The organism is Nostoc sp. MG11, assembly GCF_014904695.1.
Lineage (GTDB): Bacteria > Cyanobacteriota > Cyanobacteriia > Cyanobacteriales > Nostocaceae > Komarekiella.
In genome coordinates this window covers 1-18,202 of record NZ_JACXXN010000002.1, presented here as the reverse complement: position 1 = coordinate 18,202, position 18,202 = coordinate 1, and the positions used below count along the sequence as shown (strand labels likewise).

Genomic DNA, 18,202 nt, shown 5'->3' with positions numbered 1-18,202 from the left:
GCACGATACTAAATTTAGGAAGGGATATACTACGATACCAAATTTAAGGATCGGAACTCTGTTTGTCTTCAAAACGCCTAACAATGCGAGAAAGTTCCGCCTTTTCATCAATATTAACGCGGGTCGGAGCACCACTGACAATTCGTTCGTAGTTACGGAAAGAATCTTTAATTTCGGGGCCATCGGCAGTGATATTGTACTCACGGATACCCTTGTCGTGCCATGATCCCCGCATTTTAAATACGTTAATTGCTCGTGACATTTCTCCACGAATTTCTACGTATTGCAACATCAAAATTGTGTCTGTAATCGTGGAAATATGGGAATCTGTAATTGAATGTGACCCCATAAATTGATCGGTTGTATTGGTAAAAAAACCAGTTATTTCTTCTTGCTTCGCGTAACCAGTAACACCAATCACAAATTGCCGGAATGCATTATTGCTTACTCCTCTAGCTAGTGCTGAGAGGGAATCAATTGCAATCCGGGCTGGCTTAAAGACAGCAATTTCTGATTTAATAATTTGCAAGTGGTCTTCTAAACCAGTTGATTCGGGATATGTACAAATTATTTTGAGTAGACCTTGGTGTTCTAATTCTTCAAAATCAATTCCCCAAGAAGAGGCATTGCGAGACAATTGAGCGCGTGATTCTTCATAAGCAAATAGTATTGCTCGTTCGCCAGAAAGACAGCCATCTTGAATAAACTTGCTGACTAACAGCGTCTTACCAGTACCAGTGGCTCCCGTTGCCAAAATAATTGAATCTTTAAAGAATCCACCTCCACACATTTCATCTAGGGTTTTGACCCCAGAGGAAACGCGTACGTTAGAAGACCTTTGAGTTAGGCGCATTGCCCCCAAAGGGAAGATGTTGACTCCTTCATTGGTAATTGTGAAAGGATACTCGCCTTTCATGTGAGTTGTACCGCGTAATTTGAGGATTTCACTTGTGCGGCGTCGGCGTTCTCCTTCTAATACATTGCGAACAATTACCACATTATCGGAAACAAATTCTTCCACCCCAAAAGAGGCAACAGGGCCATATTCGTCGCTACGTTCAGTGGTGATGATGGTAGTGACATTCAGTAGTTTGAGACGTGCTACAAGACGAAAAATCTCACGCCGTACTACTCCCATCGCTTCATACTGCTGAAATACCGCTGTTATTGAATCGATTGAAACCCGTTTTGCCTTGTATTTGCGAATAGCATATTGTAATCGCTCAATGAGTGCCGAAAGGTCAAAGTTACCGACGATATCTTGTCCTTCAGGATCAGGAGAAGCATCAAGAATAAACAACTTACCTTCATCAATGAGGCGTTGCAAATTCCACCCAAAAATATAAGCATTTTTAATAATGTCGCTGGGTGATTCTTCAAAAGTGACAAATACTCCTGCTTCATCAAAGTAGGTGATACCGTTATAGAGAAACTGAAGAGAGAATAAAGTTTTGCCTGTACCAGATGTGCCACTTACCAAGGTAGTTCTACCAACAGGTAAGCCGCCATGACTAATATCGTCAAAACCTTCTATCATCGTGCGGATTTTTTCTACACCCCCAATTAACGGTGTTTTGTTTTGCTCTGCTTGGTCTTTTTCACTCATTGCTTGGTAACAAATTAGGTATTAAACCCAGTTATTCTATTACTAAAGTTTGTAATCAATTTTTTTATGATTAGATATTTCACTCTTAAAAGTTTTCTTCACTCAGTTCTTCATAAAGTAAATCTAATCCAATTAACACTCTTTCTCTGTCTGAAAGATCTCCAATAATCTTGCGAACGGGCGGGGGCAAAATTTTTGATAACGTTGGCGTGGCTAATATTTTGTCTTCTTCTGCCAACTGTGGACTTTTTAGTACATCGATTACTTTCAAAGCATAAACACCTTGAAACTCCTGCTCTAAAATATTTTTGAGTGTTTTTAAGGCCCGTACTGAATTAGGAGTGTTCCCTGCTACATAAAGCTTGAGAACATAAGTTTTTCTAGCTTTATCCATATTGTTTACAGGCTAGGCTTGAGAATATAAATATTAAGATGTGCTTGGGGAGTGTGACGAAAGTTATAGTAGCAGCCTGTGCTAAGTTAAACATAAAATAAATAAATTGAATCTATTTAGAAGCTGAACTTCTATAAACTTCGCACAAGTGAGCCAAGATATCTATCAATGTCAAGCGGTAATCAAGTAATGTTTCATCACTCCTTCCTTCTAATTTTAGCTGTATAGAAAATTCTTCAATTAGTTCCATGTGAATTTTGATGATTTGAGGCACAGGGATATTAGCATAAAATACAGCATTGATAAATTTATCAATTTTTTCTTTAAGATTTTTTTCTGCGGTAAAATAGTATATGAGTATTTGGCTGTAATCTGATTTAAGCTGCTCCAACAGTACTTGTTGATCAGTTGGAGTCATCTGCTGAAATATCTGCTGATTTATTTGCTTGTGACACGTAAATACATAGCAATTTGTGTCTATGGATTGTTCATGCAAGTTTGGTTGCACCCACCCAGGTAAATAGTGAGTTTTAATAGGGATAGTTGCAGCTACAGGCTGGTAGCCCAATCGTCCAATGATTATATAGAAAAATTTCCACATCAACTCGCTCAAACCTTGCTGTTTGGACAGAGAAGAGGAATTATTTAAACATTTTTTAACATGAGGTTGCAGAATCAATATGGGTAGTAACATTTATTATTTACATATCTCCTTGATCGCCTTGACCAAGAGTGGTTAGCTGATAGGTATGGCAAAAGCTTGCAGTTTAAAATTGAATGTGGAGTAAACCTGTGAGTTCCATCTCAGGCAAATACTTTGTGTTAAGACAAAGTGCTGGTTACTTAACAACCTGATGCAGCGACTAAGTAGTAAGACTTAGTAGGTCGTTGATGAGGCGTTTGCCACAGAAGGTGCAGTATCTAAATTATGATTCGCATATGCATATCTATCTACATACAGATTTCTAGATTTCACTCCTTGATAAGATACTTAAACGAACTTAAAGGATTGTCGCATTCTAAATCATTATAATTCCTCAAGGTTCTAAAGCGAATCTTTGGAGCCATAATTGTTTTAACCGTTGCTATCGATGAGGAGTTTCAATACCAGTAGGATACAAAATCAGGCTAGTCACTGAAAAATTTGAGAGCGGCAAATATAAACGCCACCGCTTGGAAAATTTAGACCAGTCAAGTGTCTTTGAGGGCAAAGCCCATTAGATGATTTTAGTGGCGTTGGTGTAACCAGAATCGCTTATGTGAGTCTTCTTGGAGAATATTACTTCAGGCTCAAAGAGCATCAGCAGTTGCCAGATGATCATGCCGGAGGTTTCCACAGGAAGAATGACCCCCAAATCCCTATGTCAATGCTACAGTACCCGCTTTATGACTTTCTAGCAACCGTACCCAGCTGCTTAGAAACAAGTACTCTGGCAGTGGTGCTGGAGATTTTTGAGAAAGAGCAGTGCGATCGCTTGGTGGTAGTGAATCAACAGCAAAGCCCCATAGGTTTGCTGTATTCTGCCCGTTTAATACAAAAATTATTAGCAGATGATGGTGATACATTTTTAAATTTACAGCAGTCACTCTCCACCCTAGGTCAAGCTCTAATTGACCCAATACAGACAATACCAGCTTCCAAGCATGTAGAGCAATTAAGTTGGTGGTTGCGTTACCAACAAGCCCAAAAACACCAGAATTTAGATTGGGCGCTAATTGACTCCGATGGCAAGTTTTTGGGGCTGGTAGATAACTTACGCTTGTTGCAATTGTTGGCGAAGCAGAGAGCCACAGGCTCATTTCCACTCGGCTCAACCGCCCAAATGTCGCCTCAAGAGACACCCCAAGAGTATGATGCGCCTGTGACAACTCACTCGCGGGTGCGGGTGCAAAATGAACACAAGTCATTAGTACAGCTATTGGAAAGACTGCCTTGGCCTTTGATGTTGCAAACGGGTACAGGCGAGGTAGTGGCGCAAAATCCAGCTTGGTGGCAGCAATTAGGAGTTTTAAAAGATCCAGAAGGAGTTAAGCAACAGGTTGAGGCAATACTTGCCCCCGCCAAAGTCAAAAAAACAGAATACGCCACTCAAAAAGCAGTCAAGGTTCATTCCAATGGTAGAGGAGATGAGCTTGGTGATGAGGGACAACCGACGCCGAGCATAAATCATCTAGAAGAACATCCCTTATCGTTACAGGGTGAAGCAATACCTCAACCAGGCTTGCCAATCTCACAGTCTTACAACCAGGAACAACAAGCAGTTATAGAGACTCCATTTAGTCGGTGCTTCTTGGATAGTCAGGTAGGTACTTGCACCTGCGTTGTCGAAGTTCAAAACGGTCAGGAGCGAATCTGGCAGTTTGCCAAAATCCCGTTAGATAGTCCTGATCTGAAAGTCATAAATGCTGAGTCAGAAGTTTTTCTGAGCAACGCAGTGGCTTCTCAAATCGAGAGATCCGCCCACGCGGCTGGTTCTTCAGCACGGACTGCGCCCCGCTACGCTCACAACACTGACTTATGGTTAGTGTTAGCTACTGATGTGACTGAACAGCAGCAGCTTTGCAAAGAACTGGCTGCTAAAAATGCCGATTTAATTCAATTGAATCGGTTAAAAGATGAGTTTTTAGCTTGTATTAGTCATGAACTGAAGACTCCGTTGACTGCCGTTTTGGGGTTATCACGGTTGCTTGTAGATCAGCAATTGGGAGAACTCAACGAGCGTCAAGCCCGTTATGCCGGATTAATTCATCAAAGTGGACGCCATTTGATGAGTGTAGTCAATGACATTTTGGATCTGACCCGCATGGAAACGGGACAGATGGATTTGACATTAACCCCAGTCAAAATTCGGGCTGTGTGCGATCGCGCCCTATCGGAAGCAACAGCTATCCACACTCAAACTACCAAATCATCAGCCGCCCAATCTGAAGCCCGTTCATCGACTCCTCAATTTACTCTCTCCATTGAACTAGGCTTAGACCAGATCGTGGCAGATGAATTGCGCTTACGTCAGATGCTAGTACATTTACTTTCCAACGCCTTTAAGTTCACTGAAATATCTGGCGAAATTGGGCTGCGGGTAAGTCGGTGGGAAGGATGGATTGCCTTTACAATCTGGGATACAGGCATTGGCATTCCCGAACACCAACAACATTTAATATTCCAAAAATTCCAACAATTAGAAAATCCTCTCACCCGCCAGTTTGAAGGCACAGGTCTGGGGCTAGTATTAACCAGGGCACTGGCTCGCCTTCATGGAGGTGATGTCAGTTTCTTATCTCGTGAAGGTAAAGGCAGCCAATTCACACTACTTTTACCGCCCAGCCCTCCGAAAACAAGCTTTTCTGAGCCAGAGGTGGGAACCAGTGAAAACGGGGAGATACAGCCCAGAGGAATCACAACAACAGCTCGTCAGCTTTTGAGTGCGCCCTCACACCATCACCCCACATCTTCGCAACGTTTGGTCTTGGTAGTCGAAGCAGTAGCCCGATATATCGAGGATTTGACCGAACAACTCAAAGGTTTAGGTTATCGAGTAGTCATTGCGCGATCGGGAACAGAGGCAGTAGAAAAAGCTAGGCGCTTGCAACCAATAGCGATATTTTTGAACCCCTTGCTACCCTTGTTGTCAGGTTGGGATGTACTGACCCTATTAAAATCTGATACTGCAACCCGTCATATCTCTGTAATTGTCACAGCGACGGGAGCCGAAAAGGAGCAAGCATTTGCTAATCGAGCCGATGGTTTTTTAAGCTTGCCAGTCGAGCATCAGGTCTTAGCACCGATCCTAGAAAAATTATGTGCCACACCAGAAGTTCCTCAGCTAGGGTCAGATAGTCGTAAAATCAGCCCGACTAACACTCCACTACGAATTCTCAGGTTGGTGAATCCTGAGTTGGAATCGGTAAATCCTCACTCGTCACTTCGAGAACACCGGGTGATTGAAGTAGATGACTTAGATCAGGCAGAACTCTTAGCGCGAGTTTGGCAGTTCGATGTAGTTTTACTAGATGTAGAAGGTTCTGTCGCCCAAACTTACCTACAAAAACTGATTGGACACTCACGTTTGGCTGCTCTACCGCTGGTTACTTGTGATGTCGCAACCACCTTGGCGGCCTCTCAGATACCAGGGTTATCTGTGTTTCCCTGTTTAACACCAATTGGCAACAACAATCGCGGCGGGAAAACAGATGCTTTATTGTCAGTACTGCAAATTGCCTCTGGTATCTGCTGCCCTCCCAATATATTAGTGGTGGATTTGACAGTGCTGCGTGATTTACCGCAGGGAAGACGCAAGCAGGTAAAAGGTTATCGAGCAGAAAAAAATTGTTCAATCAGTAGTGAAACTGCTGAACGCGGATCTGAATGGTTCCAAGCCTTAATTCAGTATTTACAAACAGCAGGCTTTAAAGCAGCGATGGCTCACTGTTGGGCAGAAGTGCTACAACAAATTCGTCACCAAAGCGTTGACTTATTACTGATTTGTCTAGGAGAATCTGCCATTCATAAAGAGATACTAAAAGCTCTGAGAGCTTTGAAAGATTTACCTTTCAAGTTACCACCAATTTTGGTACTCAACCAGCGATTAACTTGTACCGAGGTAATTTCTCAGTCTCAAGCTCACGAGCAAGGGCAAAAGCAGAGGAAAAATGGATTGGAATCTCTAGAAACTGTTGTGAGCGCGATCGCAACTCAAATCCTACCGCGTTCAATATCAATGGAAGACTTATTAAACCAGATCAATCAAGCTTTAGCTGCCAATGGTCAACATAATAAATGTGAATGATGTCATTGGTCATTAGTCACTAGTCATTAGTTATTGGTTTTTTACAAAGGACAAATGACAAAATCACAATTTAATGAACATTAAATGATATATCCATTTTTTCATTTTTCCTTTTCTTAAAAGGAACTCGAATTAAGTTGTAAGCACCCTTGGTAGCTAAATTTTTGTAATCATCTGGCTGTAAGTCCATTTTGAGAAACTTTTTCTGTTCAGCCAGAAGCAGTAACGAAGGTGGCTGTGGTGTTTTAGCTGCCTCGTTTTGAATATGCTGGACAACTTCTTGAGGAAATCTTAAATAATTTACCTGGGTTTGACTATAGAATGCCACACTAGGTTTTTTAAAGCCCATCATCACTAATTCTTCATCTGGTTGTTTGGCTTGCAGTGCCATCACAGATAATTCCCTCAAAGGTAATTGACGTTCCCGATCCATGAAGAACAAAGCAGGCGTCAAGACAACAATTAAAAACGCCATAAATCCCAGCGTGTTAATACTGATGATATAATTCCAGCGGCGATTTAGTAGTAAACCTGCAACCAAAACAGCACAAACAAGCCAAATTACACCCCCTGTTACTGGTAAACCTGACTGTTGAATTAGTATACGGAAGTTTGGTACAGCCGGATCTCTACCTAATAAGTGGCTTAAATTAAACATTCCTGTTGCCAGAAATGATAAAAATATTACATTCACCCAACCACTTACCCGGAAAAAGGAGGAGTGGGAGAGGGAAGGAGTGGGAGGGGAAAGTAGAGTTTGCTTTGTCTTCAGAACTGGAAAAAAGTCGCTCCACAACAGCGCCACAAGGATAGCTGCTGCTGGCATTAAAGGCAACACGTAGCTAGGAAGTTTGGTGACAGCAATGCTAAAAAAGCCAAAGATGCCAGCAAACCAGAACCACGCAAATAAACCTAATTGCTCAGAGCGTTCCTGGAAACGCCAGTGCGATCGCTGCCAAAATTTTAGCCTAACTATTGCGATCGGCAAATACACTGAATATGGTGCAAAACCTAACAGCACCACTAAAAAGTAAAAATACCAGGGAGCTGAGTGGTGATTGACAACGCCCGTAAAGCGTTCCAGATTATGATAACCAAAAAAGGAGTTAATATAACCCCAGCCATTGCGCCAAGTCACTAACGCATACCAGGGCGCTGATAAACCAAAAATAATCAAGATACCCATCAGAGGGCGCATTTCTTGCAGCACCTCCCGCAGCTTTCCTAAATAGAGCAAAAACGCGGCAATAATTAACCCTGGTAAAACAATTCCCACTGGGCCTTTAGCTAGAATTGCAGCCGCAATTAGCACATAACAAGCTAAGTACCACTTATTTGGGAATGGGGATCGAGAAAATTCCTCCCCAGTCCCCAGTTTCCCAATCGCCAGTCCCCAATGCCCAGTCTCTCCCTTGCTTGCGTACCCCAAAAAGAAGCATAACAAAGCTGATGCCATGCATCCGGTGAGTAGCATATCTGAGACACCAGTTCTCCCCCAAATAATCATTTCGGGATTGAGTGCCATGATAGCTGCTACCATAAACGCTGTTAAGTAGCGGCGAGCAGGACGTGAAACTTTTTCTAATTTGTCTTGTTTTGCTAAACACCACTGGACAGTGTAAAAAGCCAAACTAATTACGGTCATCGCGGCGATCGCAGAGGGTAGACGCACTGCCCACTCATTTACCCCAATGATTGCATAAGCGATCGCTTGACACCAATAAATTAAAACAGGTTTATCAAAACGAGTCTCGCCATTAAAAAATGGCGTAACCCAATCACCTGTAACAAACATCTGACGCGAAGCTTCGGCAAACAGTGGCTCTGTTTCATCAATCAAGCCAATGCTGCCTAAATTCCACCCAAAAGCTACCCAACCAATTAAACTCAACCACAAAATCGAAACAGTCACAGCAAGGGCTGGACGCTTTTCTAGATTGTTGAACCACTGCTCAACAGCGCTTTTAACACTCAATTTCAGCCTCAATCAATCAATAGTCAACAATCAGTTACCAGTTATCAGATATCATTCTGCTGAGTCCCCCACTAATATAAATGGCTCGTTTGAGTTAGGGGCCAAATTTCTGCTTGAAATCTTAGTAACTGTTCACTGGTTTAATAGTCGTTGGTTATTGATGTTTTGTTCTTCTTTATTTTTGAGTTTTTCATTGGTTTTTGACTATGAACTACAACCTATGGACTCAGAACTAGTTGCCATTCCCTGTTTTGGGTATTCCACTTAGGTGAAGGAGTTTCTCCCACAACATAAGGCCCCCAGTAACGACGGGAACCATCTTGGGCAAAGGCAACTAAAATATCTCCCTTTTCCAGCTTTAAGTTCCCTTGAGGCAAAGATAAAATCAGCCCCTTTTCACCACCTTCTTTAGGAGCAAAATCCCAATGTGCCGGAACATCATAATTAGCCTGTTTAGAAACTGTGCCTTTGGCTCCTGACTGCCTTGCCAGTAGGGCCAGCCGAACAGGTTGATTGGTGAGATTGCTCATCCGCAAAGTCCCTAATCCTTTGACTTTACCAGATGATCGATTCCGAGCCAAGACAGGATGAGTATTTTCTCTAGTGCTATATTCTACTTGATTAGTTGGGATTGTAGCTGAAGTAGCTAGGCTAGCAGAGATTGCTTTTTCAGGTAAAACAGGTACAGAGGGAGTTCTCTCTAACTGTGAAGTCTCTGTTGACCTTTGTGTAGATACATCAGGGTTTTCCGGCTCAAAAGATACGCTCATCTCAAAGCATCCCACCATTAGCCCAAGCAATCCCAAGCAAAAAGCTGTAACACCAACGTTACGGTACACTGAAAATCTCATATTGATAGTCTTTAAAAATAAGTATTTTGTTTAGGCTTGACCAAATAGTAGCCCATTATCACAAAAGGCAGTCAAAGAAAGTAGCTTATTATAGATTCTCTTTAAATTTAGGTATCAAATGTATCATAAATATTATTTTTGTTAGAAAACCTTCGATGAGAATAATTCTCTTGATGCTTTTCCCAGAAGGGATGTAGACGTCTTTTTGTTTGGGTATTACCCGTAGACATAGAATAAAAAAGTAAAACTTGATACAGAGTCAGCGAATTATTTTTGTAGAAAAATCAGAATTTCAGTTAGGCCGCTAGCGATCGCAACAAGGCGTCTTCTGCCAAACCTTATAGATAACTCCACTAAGCTGTGAGATACTAAAAGACGGACAACTCCATCTTGGGGATCAATAACTTCCCTAAAAATAATTAAGATATATAAACTTTTTTGGACACTGGAAAACCAGTACATATTCACATATTAACAAAGAAGCTTATGCTAGAAGCAATATCCTTAATATTAAGAATATTTCAACTAGTCGCAGAGCGATAGCAAAGTACGAGCGTCAGAGTCCCCAATCCCCAGCGATGCGCTGAGCGGCTAGTGAGCGGAGTCGAACCATGTCCATTGGTGTCAACTTAAGCTCAAACACTCAATTTCCAGTAGTTTCAGATCCCCCAACCCCCTTCAAAAGGGGGCATTCGATTCTAATTCCCCCTTAAAAAGGGGAGCCAGCGCGGTCTTCTCCCAAGGGGAGACGCAATCATGCGATGGGGTCTCCCCAAGTGGAGCGACTGGCGTGGGTTAGGGGGGATCTCAAGTCTCGGTGGTACATCGAAAAACTTTGAAATGCTTATCAGACTAGGCTTTCACGTTAAGTTGACACCAATGAACCATGTCGTACCCCTACGGGTAAGCAAGCTACGCGTAGCATCTCGTAGGGAAGTATCCCCAGTCCCTAGTTCCCAATCCCCAATGACTTTTGCCCAGAAGCCTCACTGATGCAAAACACTCGTCTCAACAACCTTTTCGATGCCATTGCTAGCCGTTTGGGACAATGGTTTTTGAATCCTTGGCGGCGACTCTCGCTGCTGATAATTAGTTTTTTGTTCGGTTTTTTTGTAGGAAACGCAGTTTCTACTACAGCTGGTCAAAGGGGTTTCTTAGACATTGTGGTGGCTGCATTTTTAGTGGTGTTGACAGAATTTACTAGCAGAATATTTTATAGTCAGAGCTTTTTGTCTAGGCGATCGCTTTGGGTAGACTCACTAAATTTCCTGAAAGTTGGTTTCATCTATAGCCTGTTTCTTGAAGCCTTTAAGCTGGGATCGTGAGAAGAATAGGGGCAGGGGGAGACTGTAAATTTATGAAGTCGTGGTTTAGAGAGATTTTGACTGGAATAGAGGCACAAGAAAGTTGGCGGCAAGAAGTCAGAGAAGCAGCGCTGAGAGATAAGTTAAGGGCAAAAGCTTTTGGGATCACATCAGAAAATGTAGATGAAGTTATCCAAGTGCGATCGCATCTACTAAAATCTGTTTTGCCAGCTTTTAGCGAATTCTGCCAAACTACCCTCATGGTGCAACCCCAGGAAATGTTACAGGTGTTGTGGGACTTGTGGCTACCTCTGGGAATCAAACTAGCATCGCACCGCCAACAGTTGGAACGACCTCTAATTCAGGGGATTTTGGGAGCGCAAGGCACAGGTAAAACCACAATGTCCAAGGTTCTCACCTTGATTCTTCAGCAGTTGGGATACCGGACTCTCAGTTTATCTTTGGATGACTTGTACAAAACTTATAGCGATCGTCTAGCCTTAATACAGCAAGATCCTCGCTTGATTTGGCGGGGGCCACCAGGAACCCATGATATAGACTTAGGCTTAAATTTACTAGATCAGATTCGCCAGCGGCAAAGTCCAGTTATGGTTCCCCGTTTTGATAAATCTGCCTATGGAGGTGCTGGCGATCGCACTACTCCAGAAATGATCACAGGTGTGGATATTGTACTATTTGAAGGTTGGTTTGTGGGTGTGCGGCCAATTAACGCAGATATATTTGATACTGCACCGCCACCAATTATCACAGATGAAGATAGAACATTTGCCCGTGATATAAATCACCGCCTCCACGATTATGTTCCACTGTGGGCGCGATTAGACAGCTTAATTTTGCTATATCCAACCGATTACCGCTGTTCTTTGGAGTGGCGTAAACAGGCGGAACAACAGATGATTGCTGCTGGTAAATCGGGGATGCCTGACGCAGAGATAGAGCAATTTGTCAACTATTTTTGGCGATCGCTTCACCCAGAATTATTCATCAAGTCACTGCTAGAAGATCCCACAGCGGTGGATTTAGTTATTGAGATTCAAGCTGATCATAGTTTTAGTGCAGTATATAGCGATGCGCTACGCCCCGCCGTAGGCGATCGCACCTGATACCAAATTGAAACTGGATAATCAAAAATACAGGCAGAGCCTCAAATGCAACTCGCCTGTATTATTTTTAAGTGGAAGCAGATTTAAAACTGCTCGCCTTTGAATTTCGCTCAAACATAATTAAATTAAATTTGAATCTGAGCCTTCCACAACGGGAAGTCCATCGGTCTCAACATCTAACTCTTCTCGACGAAGCGTTTCTTGCGTTTCAACCATTTCTTGCTCTACCACTTTCTTGACTCTAACTTCTTCATGCACAAATGCTTCTTTGTGAATGTCAGCCGTCTCTTCATAAACTTCTATGCGTGCTACCTCACCTTCGCTGAAGTTAACACTACCAGGCGCAACCGCTTTTCCAGCATCTACTGGAGTCACTCGTTCAATCACAACTCGTTCTTTTTCGATTGGTACTGAAACCCGTGCAGTTTCAGTTTCAACACGCTTGCCAATCGCTACTTCTCCTGTCTTAATGCGAGTCTTACTTGCAATTAGCCGTTCTTGATACAGTTTGAAGGTTTGATGATCCTGGTCATTGAGATCGTACAAAGACGGCTCTTGTTGGTAGTTGTAGGTATCGGGGTTGTAAGTGTTAGCAGTCGAAGATTCTGCGTCTAGAAATGTTGGGCGATATACTTGCCTTACCCGTTCTTCGTAGTCACTATCAACCTCTTGGCGCTCGTTAAACTCAGGTAAATTTTCCGCTTGCTCTTTAGTCATCCCCACAGCGTAGATGCGGTCAGAGTTCTGGTCAAGCCGGGAACGACCAACTGGTAATAGTACTTTTTTGCCAAAAATCCAGAAGCCCAAATCAACAACAAAATATCGGAAAAGACCTTCTTCATCTACTAAAACATCACTGACTGTACCAATCTTCTCATCCCTATCTGTATAGATATCCATTCCCTTGATATCATTTTCATCAAAATTTTCATGATAGTTGGGATCGAAGTCTGCGATTTTTACAAGAGCCATAACAATTTACTCCTATTTGGTACAGTTGGTTTTTACGTCTTTAAAGGACAGTCAAAGTAATTGCGTAATTGAGAATAGACTACACCCCGCTGCGTTAACGTAATTCGTAGTTGCAATCAGTGGTTCTGCACTTTCTTGAATTACGTAGCTTGCTTCTCACCGGAGGCAAGTATTACGAATTATTTTGTTATTGATTTATAAAATTGACCCCTTTGAGAGTCCAATTAAGTCCAATAAAGGGGTCGATTTCACAACGGTTATCCAGCTTTTAACCGTGTTCTATAGTAGACTAGGAAAATTAGAACTTTTACTAGTCAATATTCTTCTTAACTTGATCTTTAACGTCTTCTACGCCATGACGAACTTCGCTTTCAGCTTGCTTAGCTTTACCTTTGGCTTTATCTTCAGGATCGCCAGTAATATTTCCTAGTGCTTCTTGGGCTTTGCCTTCAACGTTTTTAGCAGCAGCTTTTGCTCTATCTTCTATACTCATTTTGCTTCTCCTTATTTTTGACAAGACCGATTTCAAAGCTTGATTTAAACTTAGAAGTCGTTTTGTTATTCTGTATACAGATTAGCTTTATCTTTTATATTGTGTCTTCTTCCAGAAGATACATAGGATTCTATTCCGAAAGAGCAATATTATATAACTGGCAATGAATTACTTAGAAACACACGATCATTGCACCAAACTCTGATAATCGCTAAATTGGTTCTTAGTATCTAATAGCTTCACTATTTTGGTATTAACTTTAGGCGCGATCGCTCATTTAATCAGACGGTCAAGATTGCTCCGTAAATAAATTTATTCACGTCGATAATGCTTTTTTATCTAAATGTGTTTATTTAGAGGGAACACTTATTTCGCTCCATGCGTTGCAATAGAAAAAGTAGAGTATGCTAAGTGATTAAGGAACAGCATGGCGAAAGACCAAACCAGCGCTCAAGAAAGTAAGACAAATTTGCTTCAGCACCTTGTTGGAATCAGGATCATGCTGGTGGAAGATGAGCCAGACATTGCAGACTTGCTCATCTTCATTCTGGAAGCATCAGGTGCAGAGGTGATGGCTTTCGTTAATGCAGAAATAGCCCTCGCCTTGGTCGAATCGCTTCATCCCGATATTCTGCTGTGTAATGTAAAGTTGCCCCATCATGATGGCAATTGGTTGATTGGGCAAATTCGGGTGCATTCTTGCCGATTTCTACGGCAGTTACCAGCGATCGCCCTCACTTCTTATACACGTGAGGTTTCATGTCACAAGGCTTTGAGTGCTGGCTTTGATCGATTCATAGCCAAGCTTGAAAATCCAGAGGAAATTATAAATGAGATTGCTCACTTATTATCAGCTCGTGAATAGCAGCGTGGGGACTGGGAACTGAGGAGAAAATAACTAAATGACTCTTAACAAATGACAAATAACAAACAACAAATTAACTTACTCCTCTCTTTCATTTCCATATTGCAAAACGTCTTGAAGTATGGGTGCTAGTTGTTTATTTAACCGACCAGATTTAACAAATTCTGCATAAGTATCTGCTTCAATTGCTAGTAGTTCGCCTCGGAATTGTTCAGTTGTAAAACTACTAAGCTTTCACCCTCCATGAGAGTGACCAGACGGCTACCTACACCCAATTCACGAAACAAAGCGGTGACAGAAACAGGGTCAGTGGCAGACAGGCTAGCGCCAATAAGCAAAGCTGTAGTTAACGAGAGTCCAGCTAGTTGATCGAGAGCGATCGCCACCCCTACAATCGAAATCACTACCCCCAAAACTGCATACAGGCAAATTGGCACTAAATCCTTTTTCAATTCTGACCATTTCAAATTCCATGCAGCTTCAAACAACAGTGGTGGTAAACAAATGGACAAAATTAATTCGGGGGAAAGAGTCACCAGACGGACATCAACCAACGCCAACCCTAAGCCGACAATCACCAGTAGTAAAGTGTAGGGTATCTGGCGAAACCAGCTAAATATCTGCGGTAGTGTCGCTACGCTTAAAGATACTGAAAGTACCAAGAGAAACTGCTTGAGATTGGTTGCAATGACTTCCTCACCGATCGCTGATTCAAGTACCATAATGAGATTCCTGGTAATTTTGCACTTTATCTTTATCTGACTATTTTCAGACGACACTAGATCAATAGGAAAATTTAATTAGTCAAAAAGCAAGAATTGACAACTAACCGAGCTTACAGGTTAAAAATTTTAGACACAAGCGATCGCAACCACAAATCCAACAACTGCAAATCTGAAGTTGCTAATTTAGCAACTGTAAGGTGAGAATCTATCAGTATCAAAATAACTTTTCAGAACGTAATGTGGATGTTACTCTATTAGTCAAAGTTTCAATTATTCTCTTGCTAGTTGCTACAGGTGTAGCTTTACTATCCCGGCGATTGCGAATCCCTTATGTTACGGGCTTAGTATTGGCAGGTTTACCAATTACTGAGTTATTGTCTCGTCCGATTGGCTTAGATCCTTCCCTAGTTTTGAATCTTTTTCTACCAATTCTCATCTTTGAAGCTGGCATTAATACAGATGTCAGCCGTCTACGCAGCACGTTTAAACCAATTGCCCTTCTGGCTGGGCCTGGGGCTGTGCTTTCTAGTGCTATTATTGCCGTCTTGTTGAAGTTTGGGCTGGGACTGAGTTGGATACCTGCCTTATTTGTCGGCGTAATTCTGGCAAACACTGATACAGTTTCAATGATTGCCGTCTTTAAAGAGATACCAGTACCCTCTCGGCTTTCCACCATTGTTGAAGGAGAAACCCTATTCAACGATGCCGCCGCCCTAGTTTCATTCAACCTGATTTTGCAAGTATATTCAACAGGTTCACTCACATTTCTAGAGGGAATCCAACAACTGCTATTTATCTCTCTGGGGGGTTGCCTTGTTGGGTTAGTCTTAGGCTACTTAAGTATACCTGTATTTACCCGTTTAGATGATCCTCTTAGCAGTCTTTTACTAACAGTTGCAGTTGCGTTAGGAACTTTTCAGGTAGGGCAATTTCTAGGTGTATCTGGTGCTGTAGCTGTAGTCGTAGCTGGATTAATTTTCGGGAATTTTGGGCTTTCTCGTAATACTTCTGCTTCTAGTCGCATTACCTTATTAAGTTTCTGGGAATATGCCAGTTTTACTGTCAACACCTTTATTTTTCTGCTGATTGGTGTAGAAATAAATCTGATAACGCTTTGGAGGACTTTACCTGCAATTCTACTTGCAGTTTTGGCTTATCAAATCGGGCGAGTTCTTACAGTCTATCCACTGCTAGCAGGAATTCGTTGGTTTGACCGCCCAATTCCGCTGCGTTGGCAACATTTACTGTTTTTAGGCAACATCAAAGGTTCACTCTCAATGGCTCTGGCCTTGAGCTTACCTACCACACTCCCAGGGCGAGAAGTTCTCATCGCTTTAGTCTTTGGTAGTGTGCTGGTGTCGTTAGTAGGACAGGGTTTGAGTTTGCCTTGGGTGGTAAAACGCTTAAAATTATCTCAATTTTCAGAAGCTCAGCAGCAGGTAGAAGAATTGCAAGCCCAATTGATGACGGGTAAAGCAGCACAAGATGAATTAGATAGCTTATTAAAGTCAGGGGTCTTACCAAAAGCCGTCTATGAAGAGATGCGTTCAGCTTATCAGGTGCGAATTGCCGGAGCAGAAAAAGCATTGCGGGAATTTTATAATCGTCGCCCAGAGGAGTTGGAAGCCAAAAATGGTGAGCTCAGTAAACTTGATGCCGTTCGCCGCCGTTTACTACTGGCTGAAAAAGGAGCGCTCAATGAGGCAATGCGGAAGCGAATTCTCTCAGAAGAAATTGTGCGAAGGCGGATACAAGCTATTGATGAACAATTGCTTCAACTTGATGATGATTAAGTTGTTGGGCATAGGGCTAGGACTTACGCACTGAAGCTTGAAACCTAGATCCCCCCTAACCCACGCCAGTCGCTCCACTTGGGGAGACCCCAAGACCGCGCTGGCTCCCCTTTTTAAGGCTACGGTGTACACACAAGTCTTTTAGAGTTGCCCCACAGGCTTTTGATCCCCCCAACCCCCCTTCAAAAGGGGGGCAAAAACCTCTCAAAGTCCCCCTTTTTAAGGGGGATTTAGGAGGATATACAACGATTTTGGTTTTGTACACAGATGTTTGTACACCGTAGCTTTTTAAGGGGGAACTTCTAAAGCCCCCTTTTTAAGGGGGAAACTTCTAAAGCCCCCTTTTTAAGGGGGTTGGGGGATCTGAGTGCGTAAGTCCTGAGGGCATAGAAAGAAATCTTTTTATTTCCTGGTGTGCCTATTCAGACGTGGAGGTTTAGATAGAACTTAGGACTAGCCCTTTCCAGGTGGGTGAAAAATCTGCTTTCATTACCTGGTTTTTCATGATTCAACTTGGTGTCTTTGTGCGGGCAGTCCGCTCAAGTCAAGCCACTGCCTTGCGGGGGTTCCCCCCGTTGTGGCAAGTGGCGCGGGAAACCCGCCCACGCGGCTACCCTTGTCTTTGTGGTTAAATAAAATTTATCTTTTCACCACAAAGACACCAAGACACGAAGAAAACTTATTGTTTAGGATTGCACCTTGAAAGGGCTAGTTCTAGAACTGATTAAATTTTGTTTATAGGTAGAGATTAGGAGCAATACAAATCTTGTAAATAAGTCTTTGATACTCGTGAATGAACCTCTGAGCTTCGTGAATAAACCTCTGAGCTTCGTGAATGAACCTCTGTGCTTTGTCGATGAACCTTTGAGCTTCGTGAATGAACCTTTGAGCTTTGTTGATGAACCTTTGAGCTTTGTCGATGAACCTTTGAGCTTCGTGAATGAACCTTTGAGTTTCGTGGATGAACCTCTGAGCTTCGTGGATGAACCTTTGAGTTTCGTGGATGAACCTCTGAGCTTCGTGAATGAACCTTTGAGCTTCGTGAATGAACCTTTGAGCTTCGTGGATGAACCTTTGAGCTTTGTCGATGAACCTCTGATACTCATTAATATGTCTACCTACTCAGAACCACAGGTAAACACAGATATAGCCTCCCTAAATTAGTTGTGAGAAACTACAAATGAGAAATGAGCTTTTTAAGACAGTTATGGTGAAAGCGATCGCTGATTACTAGTCTGATTTTTAATTACCCTACTAGGACTGATAAAAGAAATTCCTTGTTGAAAGTCAGTACCAATCATGATTGCCTCTAC

General features: G+C 42.3%; 15 protein-coding genes and 2 pseudogenes. 8 read left to right on the top strand and 9 right to left on the bottom strand.

Features of this window, described 5'->3' with window-relative positions; translation table 11 throughout:
- Positions 1 to 43 precede the first annotated feature (43 nt).
- From kaiC to HCR01_RS02660, 3 genes are all read right to left on the bottom strand, one after another.
- On the bottom strand, positions 44 to 1,606 hold the full coding sequence (kaiC, locus tag HCR01_RS02670) for a circadian clock protein KaiC (protein ID WP_193194292.1): 1,563 nt from the start codon (positions 1,604 to 1,606) through the stop codon (positions 44 to 46).
- 85 nt (positions 1,607 to 1,691) lie between these two features.
- Positions 1,692 to 2,000: a circadian clock protein KaiB gene (kaiB, locus tag HCR01_RS02665; RefSeq protein ID WP_193194290.1), complete on the bottom strand. Its 309-nt coding sequence runs from the start codon at positions 1,998 to 2,000 to the stop codon at positions 1,692 to 1,694.
- A 112-nt stretch (positions 2,001 to 2,112) separates the two neighbouring features.
- Complete coding sequence (locus HCR01_RS02660; protein ID WP_193194289.1) at positions 2,113 to 2,694, bottom strand: KaiA family protein; 582 nt, start codon at positions 2,692 to 2,694, stop codon at positions 2,113 to 2,115.
- Between the two features lie 667 nt (positions 2,695 to 3,361).
- Between HCR01_RS02660 and HCR01_RS02655 the strand changes: the two genes are divergently transcribed.
- Positions 3,362 to 6,787: an ATP-binding protein gene (locus tag HCR01_RS02655; RefSeq protein WP_193195160.1), complete on the top strand. Its 3,426-nt coding sequence runs from the start codon at positions 3,362 to 3,364 to the stop codon at positions 6,785 to 6,787.
- Positions 6,788 to 6,857: 70 nt separating this feature from the next.
- On the opposite strand, the gene HCR01_RS02650 is transcribed toward HCR01_RS02655, so the two are convergent.
- The gene (locus tag HCR01_RS02650; protein WP_193194287.1) at positions 6,858 to 8,774 is read right to left on the bottom strand and encodes an ArnT family glycosyltransferase; all 1,917 of its coding nucleotides are present in this window, start codon (positions 8,772 to 8,774) and stop codon (positions 6,858 to 6,860) included.
- 206 nt (positions 8,775 to 8,980) lie between these two features.
- Positions 8,981 to 9,613 (bottom strand): hypothetical protein, encoded by a 633-nt coding sequence (locus HCR01_RS02645; RefSeq protein WP_193194284.1) that lies wholly within the window; start codon positions 9,611 to 9,613, stop codon positions 8,981 to 8,983.
- Between the two features lie 756 nt (positions 9,614 to 10,369).
- On the opposite strand from HCR01_RS02645, the gene HCR01_RS02640 reads away from it, so the two are divergent.
- Genes HCR01_RS02640 through HCR01_RS02630 form a run of 3 tightly spaced genes read left to right on the top strand, consistent with a single transcriptional unit; the run spans position 10,370 to position 12,041 of the window.
- Complete coding sequence (locus HCR01_RS02640; protein ID WP_193194283.1) at positions 10,370 to 10,606, top strand: hypothetical protein; 237 nt, start codon at positions 10,370 to 10,372, stop codon at positions 10,604 to 10,606.
- A complete protein-coding gene (locus HCR01_RS02635; RefSeq protein WP_191759467.1) occupies positions 10,606 to 10,938 on the top strand; it encodes a DUF565 domain-containing protein in 333 nt (110 codons plus the stop codon). Before HCR01_RS02640 ends, HCR01_RS02635 begins: the two co-directional genes overlap by 1 nt.
- A gap of 32 nt (positions 10,939 to 10,970) precedes the next feature.
- Entirely contained in the window at positions 10,971 to 12,041 is a 1,071-nt protein-coding gene (locus HCR01_RS02630; RefSeq protein ID WP_193194281.1) for a glycerate kinase, read from the top strand.
- A gap of 120 nt (positions 12,042 to 12,161) precedes the next feature.
- Here the strand turns inward: HCR01_RS02630 and HCR01_RS02625 are convergent, their stop codons facing one another.
- Positions 12,162 to 13,013, bottom strand: coding sequence for a DUF2382 domain-containing protein (locus tag HCR01_RS02625; protein ID WP_193194279.1), 852 nt, complete (start codon positions 13,011 to 13,013; stop codon positions 12,162 to 12,164).
- 310 nt (positions 13,014 to 13,323) lie between these two features.
- Positions 13,324 to 13,506, bottom strand: coding sequence for a CsbD family protein (locus HCR01_RS02620; protein ID WP_193194277.1), 183 nt, complete (start codon positions 13,504 to 13,506; stop codon positions 13,324 to 13,326).
- Positions 13,507 to 13,933: 427 nt separating this feature from the next.
- On the opposite strand from HCR01_RS02620, the gene HCR01_RS02615 reads away from it, so the two are divergent.
- The gene (locus HCR01_RS02615; protein WP_193194275.1) at positions 13,934 to 14,371 is read left to right on the top strand and encodes a response regulator; all 438 of its coding nucleotides are present in this window, start codon (positions 13,934 to 13,936) and stop codon (positions 14,369 to 14,371) included.
- A 227-nt stretch (positions 14,372 to 14,598) separates the two neighbouring features.
- Here HCR01_RS02615 and HCR01_RS02610 read toward each other — a convergent pair.
- Positions 14,599 to 15,093: pseudogene (locus HCR01_RS02610) on the bottom strand (cation:proton antiporter); the annotation flags it as partial.
- Between the two features lie 242 nt (positions 15,094 to 15,335).
- Here HCR01_RS02610 and HCR01_RS02605 point away from each other — a divergent pair.
- From HCR01_RS02605 to HCR01_RS38350, 3 genes are all read left to right on the top strand, one after another.
- Complete coding sequence (locus tag HCR01_RS02605; protein WP_193195158.1) at positions 15,336 to 16,889, top strand: cation:proton antiporter; 1,554 nt, start codon at positions 15,336 to 15,338, stop codon at positions 16,887 to 16,889.
- A gap of 503 nt (positions 16,890 to 17,392) precedes the next feature.
- Positions 17,393 to 17,521: a hypothetical protein gene (locus HCR01_RS39805; protein ID WP_264299871.1), complete on the top strand. Its 129-nt coding sequence runs from the start codon at positions 17,393 to 17,395 to the stop codon at positions 17,519 to 17,521.
- A 178-nt stretch (positions 17,522 to 17,699) separates the two neighbouring features.
- Complete coding sequence (locus HCR01_RS38350) at positions 17,700 to 18,053, top strand: hypothetical protein (RefSeq protein ID WP_226889092.1); 354 nt, start codon at positions 17,700 to 17,702, stop codon at positions 18,051 to 18,053.
- A 41-nt stretch (positions 18,054 to 18,094) separates the two neighbouring features.
- Here HCR01_RS38350 and HCR01_RS02595 read toward each other — a convergent pair.
- Positions 18,095 to 18,202 (bottom strand): annotated as a pseudogene (locus HCR01_RS02595) (DUF3124 domain-containing protein); the annotation flags it as partial.

Bases quoted from the DNA above. Each gene is read 5' to 3' on its own strand.
- HCR01_RS39805 (WP_264299871.1), top strand. From the start codon at position 17,393: ATGATTCAACTTGGTGTCTTTGTGCGGGCAGTCCGCTCAAGTCAAGCC.
- HCR01_RS02625 (WP_193194279.1), bottom strand. From the start codon at position 13,013: ATGGCTCTTGTAAAAATCGCAGACTTCGATCCCAACTATCATGAAAAT.
- kaiB (WP_193194290.1), bottom strand. From the start codon at position 2,000: ATGGATAAAGCTAGAAAAACTTATGTTCTCAAGCTTTATGTAGCAGGG.
- HCR01_RS02655 (WP_193195160.1), top strand. From the start codon at position 3,362: ATGTCAATGCTACAGTACCCGCTTTATGACTTTCTAGCAACCGTACCC.
- kaiC (WP_193194292.1), bottom strand. From the start codon at position 1,606: ATGAGTGAAAAAGACCAAGCAGAGCAAAACAAAACACCGTTAATTGGG.
- HCR01_RS02635 (WP_191759467.1), top strand. From the start codon at position 10,606: ATGCAAAACACTCGTCTCAACAACCTTTTCGATGCCATTGCTAGCCGT.
- HCR01_RS02660 (WP_193194289.1), bottom strand. From the start codon at position 2,694: ATGTTACTACCCATATTGATTCTGCAACCTCATGTTAAAAAATGTTTA.
- HCR01_RS02620 (WP_193194277.1), bottom strand. From the start codon at position 13,506: ATGAGTATAGAAGATAGAGCAAAAGCTGCTGCTAAAAACGTTGAAGGC.
- HCR01_RS02630 (WP_193194281.1), top strand. From the start codon at position 10,971: ATGAAGTCGTGGTTTAGAGAGATTTTGACTGGAATAGAGGCACAAGAA.
- HCR01_RS02645 (WP_193194284.1), bottom strand. From the start codon at position 9,613: ATGAGATTTTCAGTGTACCGTAACGTTGGTGTTACAGCTTTTTGCTTG.
- HCR01_RS02615 (WP_193194275.1), top strand. From the start codon at position 13,934: ATGGCGAAAGACCAAACCAGCGCTCAAGAAAGTAAGACAAATTTGCTT.
- HCR01_RS02640 (WP_193194283.1), top strand. From the start codon at position 10,370: ATGCGATGGGGTCTCCCCAAGTGGAGCGACTGGCGTGGGTTAGGGGGG.